This window comes from Pseudomonas sp. RIT357 (assembly GCF_000632245.1).
In the GTDB taxonomy this organism is placed as follows: Bacteria; Pseudomonadota; Gammaproteobacteria; order Pseudomonadales; family Pseudomonadaceae; genus Aquipseudomonas; species Aquipseudomonas sivasensis.
Genome location: NZ_JFYX01000049.1, coordinates 108653 through 124081, shown reverse-complemented (window position 1 = coordinate 124081; position 15429 = coordinate 108653). Strand labels below are relative to the sequence as shown.

Here is a 15429-nt window from a genome sequence, read left to right as displayed (position 1 = left end):
GGGGCTTGCCCCCGATTGCAGAGTGTCAGTCACTGAACACATTGGCTGACACACCGCTATCGGGGGCAAGCCCCCTCCCACATGTTGATTGTGGTTTACCGCTCAGGCTCAGGCAGTTTTCCAGGTGATCTGCTCTTCACCGTCTGCGCTGATGCGAATCCAGGTGTCGGCACTTTCCTCACCTTCTTCCTCGACCCACGTCCCCGGCGCGCAGCGCACTTCAACGTTCAGTGCAGCAAACGCGGCGCGGGCGCAGGCGATGTCGTCGTCCCACGGGGTTTGGTCACTTTCCAGGTACAGGCTGTTCCATTTGCCTACAGCCTTGGGCAGCCAGGTGACCGGCACGTCACCGGCCTTGCACTTGTAGGTCTGGCCACGCTGGACCCAGTCGGTGCACGGGCCCAGGGCGGCGCCCAGCCAGGCGGCGATGGCCTTGTAGTCGACGTCGGCGTCCTTCAGGTAAATCTCGATATCGGGTTGGCGCATGGATATTCCTCGTTGCGGGATTCGAAAATCCATTCGCGGATACTTAAAGTCGGTTATTGAAGCACGAAATAGTCGTAACGCATCGACACGGTGACCAGCAACGGCTCGGCAGCCTCGATCACTTCGGCACGGCGCTCGGCGCTGGCGCGCCAGCCGTGGGGTGTCATGGCCAGCAGGTTAGCGCGGTCTTTGGGGTCGGCCAGGCTCAGGGTGAACTCCAGGGTTTCACTGTGCGCCAGGCTCATGCCGTCTGGCACCAGAGCCAGGTGTTTGTCGTCGGTGTACTCGCGCACTTCATCGTACAGACGCTCGCGCAGCTCCATCAGGTGGCCACTCGTAGGACCGACTTTCATCAGGCCGCCGCCGGGGCTGAGCAGGCGTTTGGCTTCCTGCCAGTCCAACGGGCTGAACACGCTGGCGAGGAACTGGCAGCTGGCATCGGCCAACGGCACGCGTGCCATGCTGGCGATCAACCAGGTCAGCTTCGGGTTGCGCTTGCACGCACGCTTGACCGCTTCCTTGGAAATATCCAGGGCATAGCCGTCGGCGTGGGGCAAGGCATCGGCGATCTGCGCGGTGTAGTAACCCTCACCACAGCCGATGTCGACCCAGCGCTGCGGTGCGCGTTCAGCCGCCAGTTCGGCGAGGCGCTTGGCCACCGGGGCGTAATGCCCGGCGTTGAGGAAGTCACGGCGTGCTTCGACCATGGCCAGGTTGTCGCCCGGATCGCGGCTGTTCTTGTGCTGCACCGGCAACAGGTTCAGGTAACCCTGGCGAGCCCGGTCGAACCGGTGCCCCGCCGGGCAGGCTACGCCGTTTTCGACCGCGTTGAGCGGGGCGCTGCAAATGGGACAAGCAAGCATCAGGCGAGCAACTTGATCAGGGTCTGGTAATAAATTTCGGTCAGTACATCGAGGTCGCTGGCGAGGATGCGCTCGTTGACCTGATGGATCGTCGCGTTGACCGGGCCCAGCTCGACCACTTGGGTGCCGAGGGTGGCGATGAAGCGGCCATCCGACGTACCGCCGCTGGTGGACGCCAGGGTCTCGCGACCGGTAATCGCCTTGATGCTGGCAGACACGGCGTCGAGCAAAGCGCCTGGTTCGGTGAGGAACGGCAGGCCCGACAGCGCCCATTCCACATGCCAATCCAGGCCATGTTTGTCGAGGATGGCTGCAACGCGTTGCTGCAGGCCTTCGACGGTGGATTCGGTGGAGAAACGGAAGTTGAACACCGCCGTCAGGTCACCGGGGATCACGTTGGTGGCGCCAGTGCCGGAATTGAGGTTGGAGATCTGGAAGCTGGTCGGCGGGAAAAAGGTGTTGCCGTTGTCCCAATGCTCGGCGGCCAATTCCGCCAGGGCCGGTGCGGCCAGGTGGATCGGGTTCTTCGCCAGGTGCGGGTAGGCCACATGGCCCTGCACGCCGCGTACGGTCAGCGTAGCGCCGAGGGAGCCGCGACGGCCGTTCTTGACCACATCACCTACCAGGGTGGTGCTCGACGGTTCGCCGACGATGCACCAGTCCAGGCGCTCTTTGCGCGCGGCCAGGCGTTCGATCACGGCTTTGGTGCCGTGGTGCGCCGGGCCTTCTTCATCGCTGGTGATCAGGAAGGCAACCGAGCCCTTATGGTCCGGGTAGTCGGCTACAAAACGTTCCGAAGCCACCAGCATCGCGGCGAGGCTGCCTTTCATGTCGGCTGCGCCACGCCCGCAGAGCATGCCGTTTTCGTCGATCAGCGCGTCAAACGGGTCGTTCTGCCAGGCCTGTACCGGGCCGGTCGGCACTACGTCAGTGTGACCGGCGAAGCACAGCACCGGACCTTCGTGCTTACCGTGGGTAGCCCAAAAGTTGTCCACGTCTTCGATGCGCATCGGCTCCAGCGCAAAACCAGCGTCGCCCAGGCGCTGCATCATCAGCTTCTGGCAATCGGCGTCGATCGGTGTGACCGAGGGGCGACGGATCAGGTCGATGGCAAGTTGAAGGGTCGGCGAAAGGTCGGCATGGGCCGTCATGGGAAAACTCCGGAAAGCATGTTTGGAAGAGCAGGGCGGGCGGACAAAACGGCCGTTATCTTATAGCAAAACGGCGACCAGAGGCCGCCGTTTAGTGCATTGCGCAAGTTTTTACGCGGCCGGCGCTGGCTCAGACGCGGCTGCCGGTTTGGGCAGCGACGACAGGAACGCCATAATCAACGCCGCCACATACGGCAGCGATTGCACCAGCAGCATCACCACCCAGAAACGTATGTCATTGCTTGGCAGGCCTTGCACCAAGTAGATCCCCAGCGCAGCACCCCACAGCAGCAGCATGATGAACATTTCTTCGCGGGCTTCGGAAATCGCGACCCAGAAGCCGTGGTTATCCGCGTTTTTCGGCGTACGAAAGAACGGAATACTGGTGGTGAAGAAGCCATACAGCACCGCCTTGGCGATGGTGTGGGACAGCGCCAGGCCAGCCAGCGCGGCGCAGAACGCATCCTTGAGGTTCACGCCCACGGCACGGCGGTACAGGAAGATGATCTTGCCCACCTTGAACACGAACAACGCCAACGGCGGGATCGCGAAAATCAGCAGCGGCGGATCGACCCGCGTCGGCACGATGATCATCGCCGCCGACCACAACAACGCGCCGACGGTGAAGAAGATGTTCATACCGTCCGCCACCCACGGCAACCAGCCCGCGAGGAAGTGGTAGCGCTGGCCACGGGTCAGCTCCGTGTCCTTGCCGCGCAGCAGGCTGGCGGTATGACGCTTGATGATCTGGATCGCGCCATAGGCCCAGCGGAAACGCTGTTTCTTGAAGTCGATAAAGGTATCGGGCATCAGGCCCTTGCCGTAGCTGTCGTGGTAATACGCCGCCGACAGGCCTTTCTCGAACACCCGCAAGCCCAGTTCAGCGTCTTCGCAGATGCACCAGTCGGCCCAGCCGAGTTCTTCGAGCACCGAGCGACGGGTCATGGTCATGGTGCCGTGCTGGATGATCGCGTCGCGGTCGTTACGGGTAACCATGCCGATGTGGAAGAAGCCTTTGTATTCTGCGTAGCAGAGCTTCTTGAAGGTACTTTCGTTCTGGTCGCGGTAGTCCTGCGGCGACTGCACCACGGCGATTTTCGGGTCGGCGAAGTGCGGCACCATGTGCTTGAGCCAGTTCGGCGACACGCAGTAGTCCGAGTCGATCACCGCGATCACTTCAGCATCCTTGGCGGTGTGCGGGATTAAGTAGTTCAGCGCGCCACCCTTGAAACCGGCCAGGGGCGCGACGTGGAAGAACTTGAAGCGCGGGCCGAGGGTTTCGCAGTAGTCGCGCACCGGTTCCCAAACAGCCGGGTCTTTGGTGTTGTTGTCGATAATCAGGACTTCGTAGTCCGGGTAATCGAGCGCGGCCAGGGCGTCGAGGGTCTGTTTGACCATCTCCGGCGGCTCGTTGTAGCACGGCACGTGGATCGACACTTTCGGGCGGTAGTCCGAATCCCCTTCAACCGGCAGGAATTCACGGCGACGCTTGTGAGTCCAGACTGCTTCCGCCAGTTCGTGGGCCTCGGTCAGCAACACAATAAACACGCCGAGGGCGCCGAGCGCCAGGAGGATACCCACGGTGACACTGAACCAAGTGCTGTATTGCTGGCTGTAGTCGTAGCCGATCCACACCAGTACCGAGCCGCAAAGGAATGCGATAAAGGTCAGGAACGTCCGGCCACGCTGGCGCAGGGCCGAGCCGTCGATCATCAGCAGGGTCAGGGACAGCAGGGCAAGCACCACCGAGCCGATGGCCAGTACGCGCCATTGCGGGATGGCGACAATAGGACCTTCAAAGTTGAATTTTTGCTGGCGCGCGGCGTTGTAAACGCCCCAGTAGGCGCCGGCCGAGCCTTCATCGCTGACTTTCCACGGCTGGTCGAAGGCCTCGATCACAAAGTAGTTGTAGCCCTGGCGATTGAGCTTGTTCACCAGGGTGCGCAAGTACACCGCCTGGTCTGCCGGGGACGTTTCGTTGCCACCGCGCATGCGGCCGTTGCTCGGCCAGCCAACTTCCGATAGCAGCAGTGGCTTTTTCGGGAACAATTTCTTCAGGTCCCTGGCGCGATCGAGTACATATTGGCCGGCCTTGTCCATCGGAATGTATTCCCAGAACGGCAAAATGTGCGCGGCGATCAGGTCGACATGCTTGGCCAGTTGCGGGTTCTTTTCCCAGATGTGCCATTGCTCGGAGGTGGTCACCGGTACCTTCACCGCGGCGCGCACCCGGTCCAGCAGCACGATCAGTGCCTCGGGGGTGATTTCTTCGCGGAACAAGGCTTCGTTGCCGACCACCACGCGCACGACACTGCGCGAGCTGTTGGCGATCTCAATGGCGCGCTGGATCTCGCGTTCGTTGCGCTCCAGGTCTGGGCTGATCCAGATCCCCAGGGTAACGCGCAAGCCGAATTCTTCCGCCAGCTTGGGGATATCCCCCAGTGTGCCGTCGACCGAGTAGGTGCGGATGTTGTCCGTCAGCTTGCTCATGATCGCAAGGTCCTGACGCATCTGTTCGTCAGTGGGGTACTGGTCTTTCTGCGGGAACTGGCCTTGCTGGAACGGCGAGTAGGAAAAACCGGAGATTTGCTCAGGCCAGTTGGGAGCAGTGACCGGGCGGTTGACCAGCGCCCAGAAGCCGGTGAATAGCGCTGCAATTGCCAGCACGATCACCAGGTTGAGTCCAAATTTACGCGATGCCATGGTTATGTCGGGTTCCAAAGGGTGTGGAACGAAAAGAGGTGTCGGCCTGCACCGAACGGCGCGCATCCTACACCGGCCTTTCCCCGAGCGTACAGCAGACAGAGAAAAGCCGGACGTTAGTCAGCGAAAGGCCATCTAAGTTCTTTACTTGTAGCTTGTTGCTTCGTACTTGTCGCTCGGTAGTCCATAATGCGCGCCGGTTTTTGGGGTAATGGTCATGAGTACAGAAGATCCGCGGTTTGCAGGCGTCGCCCGCTTGTATGGCATTGAAGGCCTGGAACGCTTGAAGGCGGCCCATGTGGCGATCGTCGGCGTCGGCGGTGTGGGCTCTTGGGCGGCGGAAGCCATGGCCCGTTGTGGGGTCGGCGAGATTTCGCTGTTTGACCTGGACGATGTCTGCGTCAGCAACAGCAACCGGCAGTTGCACGCCCTGGACAGCACCGTGGGCAAGCCCAAGGTCGAGGTGATGGCCGAGCGCCTGCGCGGTATCAACCCGGATTGCACTGTGCACGCGGTGGCGGATTTCGTGACCCGCGACACCATGGCCGAATACATAACGCCGAACATCGATTGCGTGATCGACTGTATCGACGCCGTCAACGCCAAGGCCGCGCTGATTGCGTGGTGCAAACGCCGCAAGATCCAAATCATTACCACCGGCGGCGCCGGTGGGCAGATTGATCCGACGCTGATCCAGGTGTGCGACCTGAACCGCACCTTCAACGATCCCTTGGCCTCAAAGGTGCGCTCCACCTTGCGTCGTGACTACGGCTTCTCTCGCACCGTGACCCGTCATTACAGCGTGCCGTGCGTGTTTTCCACCGAGCAACTGCGTTATCCCAAGCCGGACGGCAGCATTTGTCTGCAAAAAAGTTTTGTGGGGGATGGAGTGAAGCTGGACTGCGCGGGCGGGTTTGGCGCGGTGATGATGGTGACGGCGACCTTTGGCATGGTGGCGGCGACCAAGGCGGTGGACAAGATTGTGGCTGGCGTGCGTAGGCCTTCCGAGCGGGTCAAACCCGCCTGAATCTCAGAACTTTACACAGTTCAAAGGTGGGAGGGGGCTTGCCCCCGGTTGCAGAGTGTCAGCCACTGGATAAGCTGACTGATCCACCGCTATCGGGGGCAAGCCCCCTCCCACATTTAGTCCTGTGTATGGCTTAGCGTTCGCATACGCTGCAGGACTGCATTCAAGCCATTGCTGCGCGACGGCGACAGTTGGCGGGAAAGCCCGAGTTGATTGAACCAGTCAGGCAAGTCGACTGCCTGCAACTCGTCCGCCGACAACCCATTGACCCGCGCCAGCAGCAATGCCACCAAACCACGGATCATCCGCGCATCGCTGCTCGCGGCAAATTGCCAATGACCTTGGTCTAAGTGCCCCACCAACCACACCAGGCTTTCGCAGCCCTGTACCAGGTTGGCGTCGACCTTTTCATCATCCGCTAAAGGCGGCAGACGCTCACCCCACTGCATCAGTAAGCGAGCACGTTGCTCCCAACTTCCTACGGCTTGGAAGGCTTCCAGCGCAGCCAACGCATCCATCGGCAAGCTCATCGCAACATATCCAGCGCCTGGTCCAGCGCTTCAAAAAAGCGCTCGAGGTCGTCGGAGTCGTTATACAGCGCCAGGGAAACGCGGATCGCCCCCGACAGCTGCATCGCCTTGAGCAGCGGCATCGCGCAATGATGGCCTGCGCGTACAGCAATGCCCTGCTCGGTCAGCAGGTGCGCAAGGTCGGCGTTATGCACGCCCTCGACCACAAAGCTGACCAGCGCCACCTGCGGCGAACCCAGCACACGCACGCCATTGCGCGCCTTCAGGCCGCGCAACAGGTAGTCATGCAGGGCCGCCTCGTGGGCGGTTACTGCTTGCTGATCCAGCGAGCTCAGATAATCCAGGCTTGCCCCCAAGCCAATCACGCTGGCTATCGGCGGAGTACCTGCCTCGAACCCCAGTGGTGCTGGACGGAAGCTGGCGCTGTGGTAATCCGCCTGCTGCACCATTTCACCGCCAAACTGCCAGTGGCGCAGGTGATGCAGAGCCTCGTTACGGCCAAAGAGCACGCCGACACCGTCCGGGCCGTAGAGCTTGTGGCTGGAGAATACGTAGAAGTCGCATCCCAGCGCTTGCACGTCGTGACGGCCGTGGACGATGCCCTGGGCGCCGTCGACCACGGTCAGGGCACCGTGTGGCTTGGCCAAATCCAGCAAGGCTTGCAGCGGTTGCCAGGCACCAAGCACGTTGGACAGCTGGCTCACCGCCAGCATGCGGGTGCGCGGACCGATCAACTCGGCGGCGGCTTGCAGGTCGATCACGCCGTCATCACCGAGTGGCAATACCACCAGTGTGAGCGCGCGACGTTTGGCCAGTTGCTGCCAGGGCAGCAGGTTGGCGTGGTGTTCCAGGGCGCTGATGACAAGCTCATCGCCCGCATTGAATAAGTGCTCGAGGCCGTAGGCCAGGAGGTTCAGCGCAGAGGTCGCGCCGTGGGTAAACACGATGTGCCCGGTGTCACCTGCATTCAACCACTGCGCCACCTTGCTGCGACTGTCCTCGAAGGCCTGTGTCGCATGGGCCCCCGGCAAATGCTGGGCCCGGTGCACATTGGCTGCGCCATTGGCGTAGTAATGGCTGATGGCATCCAACAGAGCTTGGGGTTTTTGTGTAGTGGCGGCGTTGTCCAGATAGGTCTGGCCTTGCCGTTGCAGGGCGGCGATGGCCGGAAAGTCGGCGCGCCAGGGGGAGGGCACTAGCATGGTGTTCAAAACTCGTATAAGCGAGCCCCAGGGTCGGGGCCCGCTAGTGGCATCGAGTGGCTGCTTAGTTGTGAGCGTGCAGCGCTTCGTTCAGTTCGATGGCCGATTTGTGGGTTTTGCACTCCACTGCACCGGTCTCGGAGTTACGGCGGAACAGCAGGTCCGGTTGGCCGGCCAGCTCGCGCGCCTTGACCACTTTGACCAGTTGGTTCTGCTCATCCAGCAGCGCAACCTTGGTCCCGGCGGTGACGTACAGACCCGATTCCACGGTGTTGCGGTCGCCCAGCGGGATACCGATACCGGCATTGGCGCCGATCAGGCAGCCTTCGCCGACCTTGATCACGATGTTGCCGCCGCCCGACAGGGTGCCCATGGTGGAGCAGCCGCCGCCCAGGTCCGAGCCCTTGCCAACGAATACGCCCGCCGATACACGACCTTCGATCATGCCCGGGCCTTCAGTGCCAGCGTTGAAGTTGACGAAACCTTCGTGCATCACCGTTGTGCCTTCGCCTACGTAGGCGCCCAGGCGGATACGTGCCGCGTCAGCAATACGCACGCCGGCTGGGACGACGTAGTCGGTCATTTTCGGGAACTTGTCTACCGAGAACACTTCCAGCAACTCGCCACGCAGGCGTGCTTCCAGCTGGCGTTCGGCCAGTTCGCTGATGTCGATCGCGCCCTGGCTGGTCCAGGCCACGTTCGGCAGTTGCGGGAACACGCCAGCCAGGCTCAGGCCGTGAGGCTTGACCAGGCGGTGGGACAGCAGGTGCAGCTTGAGGTAGGCCTCAGGCGTGGAGGTCAGCGCGGCGTCTTCGGCCAGCAGGGTGGCGACCAGAGGCGTGTGGCTTTCTGCCAGGCGGCTCAGCAGGGCGGCTTGTGTGGCGTCGACGCCTTTGAGCGCGTCGGCCAGTTGCAGGGCCTGGGTCACGGTGAAGGTGATCGCCTGGTTACCCTCGGAGTAACCGAGGATCGGCGCGATGGCCGCGACGATTTCAGCCGATGGGTTGAGCAGCGGTTGTGCGTAAAAAACTTCCAGCCAAGCACCTTGGCGGTTCTGAGTGCCGACGCCGAAGCCCAGGCTGAACAGGGAATGGGACATGCTATTACCTCTACAAAAATGGAAGGGCTGGCCTACTTGAGGGCCGCCGAATAACTTTCTGGCTTGAAGCCAATCAGGGTTCTGTCACCGAGATCAAGCACCGGGCGCTTGATCATCGAAGGTTGCGCGAGCATCAATTCAATGGCTTTCGACTGATCGAGATCGGCTTTGCGTTCGTCTTCGAGTTTGCGAAAGGTGGTGCCCGCACGGTTCAAAACCACCTGCCAACCGTGCTCGTTGCACCATTGGGTCAAGTGTTCGCGGTCGATACCGACCGTTTTGTAGTCGTGGAACTCATAGCTCACAGCATGCTCATCGAGCCAGGTGCGCGCTTTTTTCATGGTGTCGCAGGCTTTGATGCCGAAAAGGTGCAACGTTTTGCTTGAAGCGGTCAAGGAATTGCCCCCTTTTAGGATGCTCAAAACGAAAGGTCCGGGATTATGCCACGACCAGCGGGTTTGGGTGCCGCTCGTCAGCAGGCCCCACGGCTTTGTGCGACTTATGTGCAAAAGCCAGTGCGTGGCATAGCCGCGTAACATAGCTGGGTAATATGGCACTTCAACTGCCAGTTGTTGCCTGATGTGTGTCGTTGCAAGTCGATCGTCCGGGAAACCCGCGTTATGCAAACCGCCTACACCGTTCTTATCCTGCTGATGCTGGTCAGTGTTTCGCGTCTGGTCGGACGTGTCATTCCTCTGCCGTTACCGCTGGTGCAGATCGCCGCCGGAGCCTTGTTGGCCTGGCCAACGCTGGGCCTGCATGTGGCGCTGGACCCTGAACTGTTCCTGTTCCTGTTCTTGCCTCCTTTGTTGTTTTCCGACGGTTGGCGCATGCCCAAACGCGAATTGTGGCGTCTGCGGGGCCCGATTCTGACGCTGGCCGTGGGCCTTGTGCTGTTCACGGTAGTCGGCGCCGGATACTTCATTCACTGGATTTTGCCTACGATCCCGTTACCGGTGGCCTTCGCCCTGGCGGCCGTATTGTCGCCGACGGATGCGGTGGCAGTGTCGGCTATTTCCCAGAATCGTTTGCCCACGCCATTGATGCATATGCTCCAGGGCGAAGCCTTGATGAATGATGCGTCGGGCCTTGTGACCTTCAAGTTTGCCTTGGCAGCGGCACTGACCGGCGTGTTCTCCCTGGCCGATGCGAGCTTGACCTTCGTGTTGGTGGCCGTCGGTGGCCTGGCGATCGGTGTGGCGTTGAGTTGGCTGGTCGGCCGCCTGCGTGCATGGATGATTGCGCGGGGCTGGGACGATCCGGCGACTCATGTGGTGTTTATGTTGCTGTTGCCGTTTGCCGCTTATGTATTGGCTGAACGGTTGGGCGCCTCAGGGATTTTGTCGGCAGTGGCGGCGGGCATGATGCAAAGCTGGCTGGACCTGCTGCCACGCCAGACCAGCACAAGGCTGCTTAACCGCAGCGTCTGGTCGTTGCTGGAGTTTGCCTTCAATGGCTTGATTTTCCTGCTGCTGGGATTGCAACTGCCGGACATCATCAAAGCCGTGGTGAGCCATGAAGCCACGCTATGGCCGACCCTGTTTTACCGCTGCCTGGATGTGATTGCGATTTTCCTGGTGCTGGTGGTGCTGCGTTTTATCTGGGTGCAGAGCATCTGGAGGCTGTCGGGGTTATTGCGGCGCCTGCGAGGGAAAAGTGATCTGACGTTGGTGCCAACCGCCCGATCCTGTTGGCTCTTGACGGTCGGCGGTGTGCGCGGTGCGGTGACCCTGGCGGGTGTGATGTCTGTGCCTTTGCTGTTGGCGCCAGGCAAAGATTTTCCTGAGCGTGATTTGCTGATCTTTATCGCGGCCGGGGTGATCCTGCTTTCACTGGTCGCCGCCTGCATTGCCTTGCCACTGTTGCTGCGCGGTATCGAAAAGAGCCCCGATGAGAAGCGTCATAAGGAAGTGCGGGAGGCGTGGAAAAAGACTGCCGTGGCAGCGATTCACGCACTGGAGGCGGAAGAGCCCGTAGAGTCGGAAACCTCCGACGCCGCACAGGCGGCGCTGGCTACGGAGCTCAAGGCGCGGCTGATGTCGGAATATCGTCATCAGTTGGAGGTGTTCAACGACTCCGCCGAGGCCCAGGCGCTGGCGAGGCACATGGACCTGCTTGAGCGAAAACTGCGGCTCAAGGCCCTGCGCGCGCAACGTTTGGAGTTGTACAGCTTGAGCCGTCATCACCAGATTGGTGATGACGTCTTGAGGGAGGTGTTGGGGGAGCTGGATATGAGTGAGGCGAATCTGGGCCAGGTGAAATGACCCGATTGCTTACCGACGACGCTGAATGAAATCCCGAATCCGTTCAGCCGCTTCCACGCACTCGGCCAGCGGTGCGACCAGCGCCAGGCGTACGCGGCCAGCCCCAGGGTTGACGCCATCTACTTCCCGCGACAGGTACGAACCTGGGACCACGGTGACGTGTTCTTCAACGAACAGGTCGCGGCAGAACGCGGCATCGTCGCCATTCACATTTGGCCACAGGTAGAAGCCACCGTCGGGACTTTGTACATCCAGCACCGGCTTGAGGATGGTCAGCACGGCTTCGAATTTCTCGCGATACAGGTCACGGTTGGCCAGTACGTGCGCTTCGTCCTGCCAGGCAGCAATGCTCGCCAGCTGGGTTTGCACCGGCATCGCGCAGCCGTGGTAGGTGCGGTACAGCAGGAAGGCCTTGAGGATCTCGGCATCACCGGCCACGAAACCAGAGCGCAGACCCGGCAAGTTGGAGCGTTTGGACAAGCTGTGGAATACCACGCAGCGCTTGAAATCCTGGCGACCCAGTTCAACACAGGCGCTCAACAAGCCCGGCGGCGGGGTTTGTTCGTCAAAGTACAGCTCGCTGTAGCACTCGTCGGCGGCGATGACGAAGTCATGTTCGTCGGCCAGGGCGATCAGTTTTTTCAGGGTCTCAACCGGGATCAGTGCGCCGGTCGGGTTGCCGGGGGAGCACAGGAACAGGATCTGGCAGCGTTTCCAGATGTCTGGTGTCACGGCGTCGAAGTCCGGGTTGAAGCCGTTCTCATCCAGGCATGGCAGGTAGTGCGGCTTGGCACCGGCAAGGAACGCGGCGCCTTCGTAGATCTGGTAGAAGGGGTTCGGGCTGACCACCAGTGCATCGTCGCCACGGTTGACTACGGTCTGAGTGAAGGCGAACAGTGCTTCGCGGGTGCCGTTGACCGGCAGGATATTGCGCGCTGGGTCAAGCCATCCCTTGGGCACGTTGAAGCGACGTTCACTCCAGGCGCCAATGGCTTCGCGCAGTGCCGGGATGCCCAGGGTGGTGGGGTACACCGCCATCTGATCAAGGTTGCTGCTCAGTGCCTCGGCCACGAACGTGGGCGATTTGTGCTTGGGTTCACCAATGGACAGGGCAATCGGGCGCTTGTCCGGGTTGGGTGTGACGCTGCCCAGCAGGGCGCGCAATTTCTCGAACGGGTAGGGCTGCAACTGGTTCAGGGCGTTGTTCATGAGACTCTCGTTCAATTCATTGGTAATGCGGTCTGTCGGGCGCTGCAGGTCCAACTGTGGGAGGGGGCTTGCTCCCGATTAAGGTGTGTCAGTCAGCTAATAGGTTTCTGATCCGCTGCTTTCGGGGGTAAGCCCTCTCCCATATAATCCCCGTTCAAAACGTCAGGCGCGTCAGCTCGACACCGGGCTCTTGGGTCACGCTCAACTGCTGGACGATAGCCTCCTGCAAACGGCGACACAGTTCCGGGTCGGACAGCGGCTGGTTGTCGGCGTCGGTAATAAAGAACACGTCTTCCACGCGCTCGCCCAGGGTCGCAATCTTGGCATTTTGTAATGACAGGTCGAACTCCAGGAAAATCCCGCCGATCCGCGCCAGCAGGCCTGGGCGATCCGGTGCGCTGAGTTCCAGCACCGTCACTGGGCGCTGCGCATCGTTGGAGATGGTCACCTGGGGCGCAAAGGCAAAGTGCTTCAGTTGGCGCGGCACCCGGCGCTGGATGATCGTTGGATAGTCGTCCGGGTTACGCAGGGCTTCGGTGAGGCCTTCGCGGATCTTTTTCACCCGCGTCGGGTTGTCGCCGATGGACTCGCCTTCGGTATCGAGCACGATGTAGGTGTCGAGGGTGAACTGGCTGCTGGAAGTGATCACCCGGGCATCGTGGATGTTCAGATTGAGCTGGTCCATGGCCGCTACCGTCACGGCAAAGAAGTCGTGCTGGTCGGGCGCGTAGATGAAGATCTGCGTGCCGCCTTCGAATTCGCGCTGGGTGGTTTCCTTGATCAGCACCAGCGGGCCGCCATCGGCGGGCTGCTGCAGGATCGCGTCAGTGTGCCAGGCCACATCGCCGGCGGTGTGGCGCAAGAAGTAATCGTCACCCAGTTGCGACCACAGTTGCTCGACGTCATCCGGATCGTTGCCGCCGCGCACCAGGATATCCAGGGCCGCGCTTTGGGTGCGGCGGATCTGCTCTTCGCGGTCCACCGGGTTTTCCAGACCACGGCGCAGGGCGCGCTTGGTCTCTGTGTACAGTTGGCGCAACAGACTGGCGCGCCACGAGTTCCACAGTGTCGGGTTGGTGGCGTTGATGTCGGAAACGGTCAACACGTAGAGGTAGTCGAGGCGGGTTTCATCGCCGATAGCTTGCGCGAAATCGTGGATCACCTGCGGGTCGGACAAGTCCTTGCGCTGTGCGGTGGTCGACATCACGAGGTGGTTCTGCACCAGCCAGACGATCAGGCGGCTATCCCATTGCGGCAACTGGTGGCGCTGACAGAAGGCTGCGGCGTCGACCGCGCCGACTTCCGAATGGTCGCCATGCCGGCCCTTGCCGATGTCGTGGTACAGGCCGGCCAGGTAGATCAGCTCCGGCTTGGGCAGCTTGGCCATAAGCTTACTGGCCAGCGGGAATTTCTCTGACACCTGGGTGTACTGCAACTTACGCAGGTGCTTGATCAGATTAAGGGTGTGCGCATCCACTGTATAAATGTGGAACAGGTCGTGCTGCATCTGCCCGACGATAAAGCCGAACTCCGGAAGGTAGCGCCCCAGGATGCCGTAGCGGTTCATGCGGCGCAGGTTGCGGTGGATACCAATCTTGCACTTGAACAGCTCGATAAACAGGCTGGTGTTGCGGATGTCGTTGCGAAAATCATCGTCGATCAAGTGACGGTTTTCCCGCAGCAGGCGGATAGTATCCGCGCGCACGCCTTTGATTTCCGGCTGCTGGGCCATCAATACGAAGATTTCCAGCATGGCGAATGGGGTGCGGCGGAACACGTTGTCGTTGCGCGCCTCAATATAGCCGTCGTGCAGTTGGAAGCGCGCATTGATCGGCTGCGGCGGCGCCTCATCCTCGGGGGCCAGGATCACTTCTTCGAAGTGCTGGATGATCAGGTCGCTGAGTTGGGCGATGCTCATCACCACCCGGTAGTACTGCTGCATGAAGCTTTCGATGCTGGTCTTCGCGTCCTCGCCCTCAAAGCCCAGCAGCGTGGCGATGGAGCGCTGATGATCGAACAGCAGGCGATCTTCGGAGCGCCCGGCGAGCATGTGCAGGGCGTAGCGCACTTTCCAAATGAATTCCTGGGACGAGGCTAGCAGGGCGTTTTCGCTCTCTACCAAAAAACCTTCGCCGGCCAGGGCGCGCAGGTTAAGCGTGCCGTACTGGCGACGGGCGACCCACAAAATCGTCTGGATGTCGCGCAACCCGCCGGGCGAGCCTTTGACGTTGGGCTCCAGGTTGTATTCGGTGTCGTTGTACTTGTGGTGCCGGGCTTTCTGCTCGGCGCGTTTGGCCAGGAAGAAGTCCTTGCTCGGCCACATATGCGCGGTGCTGGTGACTTCCAGCATCCGCTGGCGCAAGCGCTCTGGGCCGGCGATGGTGCGGCTTTCCATCAGGTTGGTAATGACGGTTAGGTCGGCACGGGCCTCTTGGGCGCACTCGTCCACCGAGCGCACGCTCTGGCCGACTTCCAGGCCAATGTCCCACAGCAGTGTCAGAAAGCGCTCGATGGAATCGCGAAAGATCTCGTGATCGGCACTGTCCAGCAGGATCAGCAGATCAATATCGGAGTAGGGGTGGAGTTCGCCACGGCCGTAGCCGCCAACGGCCACCAGGGCGATGTCGGCGTCTTCGCTCCAGTTGAACTGTTCCCAGGCCTTTTGAAGGATGTTGTCGACGAACCAGGCACGGTCCTCGATCAGCCGGCGGATGTCGCGGCCGCTACGAAAGCGCTCGTCGAGTACTTCACGGGCCTGGCGGATCGCCTTCTTGAAGGCGGCGATGGGGCTTGCCTTCAGGGCCAGTTCGGCCTGGAACTGGCCACGGTCGAAGAGTTCGGGATCCACCTGGGGCATCGATCGGCTTTCCTTTCTATCTATCAGTCAGTCACAAC

The 15429-nt window shown here is 61.0% G+C and carries 12 protein-coding genes; 2 read left to right on the top strand and 10 right to left on the bottom strand.

Annotation, left to right across the window (positions count from 1 at the left end):
• Nucleotides 1-108 precede the first annotated feature (108 nt).
• The 4 genes from BW43_RS00705 to BW43_RS00720 all read right to left on the bottom strand — a co-directional run bounded on the left by BW43_RS00705 (nt 109) and on the right by BW43_RS00720 (nt 5203).
• Nucleotides 109-486: a hypothetical protein gene (locus BW43_RS00705; protein ID WP_032891679.1), complete on the bottom strand. Its 378-nt coding sequence runs from the start codon at nt 484-486 to the stop codon at nt 109-111.
• 53 nt (nt 487-539) lie between these two features.
• Nucleotides 540-1349, bottom strand: a complete 810-nt coding sequence (locus BW43_RS00710; RefSeq protein WP_032891677.1) for a putative RNA methyltransferase — start codon at nt 1347-1349, stop codon at nt 540-542.
• Nucleotides 1349-2500, bottom strand: coding sequence for a succinyl-diaminopimelate desuccinylase (gene dapE, locus BW43_RS00715; protein ID WP_032891675.1), 1152 nt, complete (start codon nt 2498-2500; stop codon nt 1349-1351). Before dapE ends, BW43_RS00710 begins: the two co-directional genes overlap by 1 nt.
• 111 nt (nt 2501-2611) lie before the next feature.
• A complete protein-coding gene (locus tag BW43_RS00720) occupies nt 2612-5203 on the bottom strand; it encodes a glycosyltransferase (RefSeq protein ID WP_032891673.1) in 2592 nt (863 codons plus the stop codon).
• Between the two features lie 217 nt (nt 5204-5420).
• On the opposite strand from BW43_RS00720, the gene tcdA reads away from it, so the two are divergent.
• Complete coding sequence (tcdA, locus tag BW43_RS00725; RefSeq protein WP_065877359.1) at nt 5421-6230, top strand: tRNA cyclic N6-threonylcarbamoyladenosine(37) synthase TcdA; 810 nt, start codon at nt 5421-5423, stop codon at nt 6228-6230.
• A 116-nt stretch (nt 6231-6346) separates the two neighbouring features.
• On the opposite strand, the gene BW43_RS00730 is transcribed toward tcdA, so the two are convergent.
• The 4 genes from BW43_RS00730 to BW43_RS0127875 form a co-directional block, all read right to left on the bottom strand.
• Complete coding sequence (locus tag BW43_RS00730) at nt 6347-6760, bottom strand: SufE family protein (protein ID WP_032891670.1); 414 nt, start codon at nt 6758-6760, stop codon at nt 6347-6349.
• Nucleotides 6757-7962, bottom strand: a complete 1206-nt coding sequence (locus BW43_RS00735) for an aminotransferase class V-fold PLP-dependent enzyme (RefSeq protein ID WP_032891668.1) — start codon at nt 7960-7962, stop codon at nt 6757-6759. Before BW43_RS00735 ends, BW43_RS00730 begins: the two co-directional genes overlap by 4 nt.
• A gap of 64 nt (nt 7963-8026) precedes the next feature.
• Complete coding sequence (gene dapD, locus BW43_RS00740; protein WP_032891666.1) at nt 8027-9061, bottom strand: 2,3,4,5-tetrahydropyridine-2,6-dicarboxylate N-succinyltransferase; 1035 nt, start codon at nt 9059-9061, stop codon at nt 8027-8029.
• Nucleotides 9062-9093: 32 nt separating this feature from the next.
• On the bottom strand, nt 9094-9456 hold the full coding sequence (locus tag BW43_RS0127875; RefSeq protein WP_032891665.1) for an ArsC family reductase: 363 nt from the start codon (nt 9454-9456) through the stop codon (nt 9094-9096).
• 225 nt (nt 9457-9681) lie between these two features.
• Here BW43_RS0127875 and BW43_RS00745 point away from each other — a divergent pair, with 225 nt between their 5' ends.
• Nucleotides 9682-11325: a Na+/H+ antiporter gene (locus BW43_RS00745; RefSeq protein WP_032891662.1), complete on the top strand. Its 1644-nt coding sequence runs from the start codon at nt 9682-9684 to the stop codon at nt 11323-11325.
• Between the two features lie 9 nt (nt 11326-11334).
• Here the strand turns inward: BW43_RS00745 and dapC are convergent, their stop codons facing one another.
• Together dapC and BW43_RS00755 are read right to left on the bottom strand one after the other, a co-directional pair.
• A complete protein-coding gene (gene dapC / locus BW43_RS00750; protein WP_032891660.1) occupies nt 11335-12534 on the bottom strand; it encodes a succinyldiaminopimelate transaminase in 1200 nt (399 codons plus the stop codon).
• 154 nt (nt 12535-12688) lie between these two features.
• Nucleotides 12689-15391 carry a [protein-PII] uridylyltransferase gene (locus BW43_RS00755; RefSeq protein WP_032891658.1) on the bottom strand — a complete coding sequence of 901 codons (2703 nt, stop codon included), beginning with the start codon at nt 15389-15391 and terminating at the stop codon, nt 12689-12691.
• Between the last annotated feature and the right edge of the window lie 38 nt (nt 15392-15429).

What these genes read in the sequence shown, in the direction of transcription:
- BW43_RS00705 (WP_032891679.1), bottom strand. Translation starts at nt 486, where the DNA reads ATGCGCCAACCCGATATCGAGATTTACCTGAAGGACGCCGACGTCGAC.
- BW43_RS00710 (WP_032891677.1), bottom strand. Translation starts at nt 1,349, where the DNA reads ATGCTTGCTTGTCCCATTTGCAGCGCCCCGCTCAACGCGGTCGAAAAC.
- dapE (WP_032891675.1), bottom strand. Translation starts at nt 2,500, where the DNA reads ATGACGGCCCATGCCGACCTTTCGCCGACCCTTCAACTTGCCATCGAC.
- BW43_RS00720 (WP_032891673.1), bottom strand. Translation starts at nt 5,203, where the DNA reads ATGGCATCGCGTAAATTTGGACTCAACCTGGTGATCGTGCTGGCAATT.
- tcdA (WP_065877359.1), top strand. Translation starts at nt 5,421, where the DNA reads ATGAGTACAGAAGATCCGCGGTTTGCAGGCGTCGCCCGCTTGTATGGC.
- BW43_RS00730 (WP_032891670.1), bottom strand. Translation starts at nt 6,760, where the DNA reads ATGAGCTTGCCGATGGATGCGTTGGCTGCGCTGGAAGCCTTCCAAGCC.
- BW43_RS00735 (WP_032891668.1), bottom strand. Translation starts at nt 7,962, where the DNA reads ATGCTAGTGCCCTCCCCCTGGCGCGCCGACTTTCCGGCCATCGCCGCC.
- dapD (WP_032891666.1), bottom strand. Translation starts at nt 9,061, where the DNA reads ATGTCCCATTCCCTGTTCAGCCTGGGCTTCGGCGTCGGCACTCAGAAC.
- BW43_RS00745 (WP_032891662.1), top strand. Translation starts at nt 9,682, where the DNA reads ATGCAAACCGCCTACACCGTTCTTATCCTGCTGATGCTGGTCAGTGTT.
- dapC (WP_032891660.1), bottom strand. Translation starts at nt 12,534, where the DNA reads ATGAACAACGCCCTGAACCAGTTGCAGCCCTACCCGTTCGAGAAATTG.
- BW43_RS00755 (WP_032891658.1), bottom strand. Translation starts at nt 15,391, where the DNA reads ATGCCCCAGGTGGATCCCGAACTCTTCGACCGTGGCCAGTTCCAGGCC.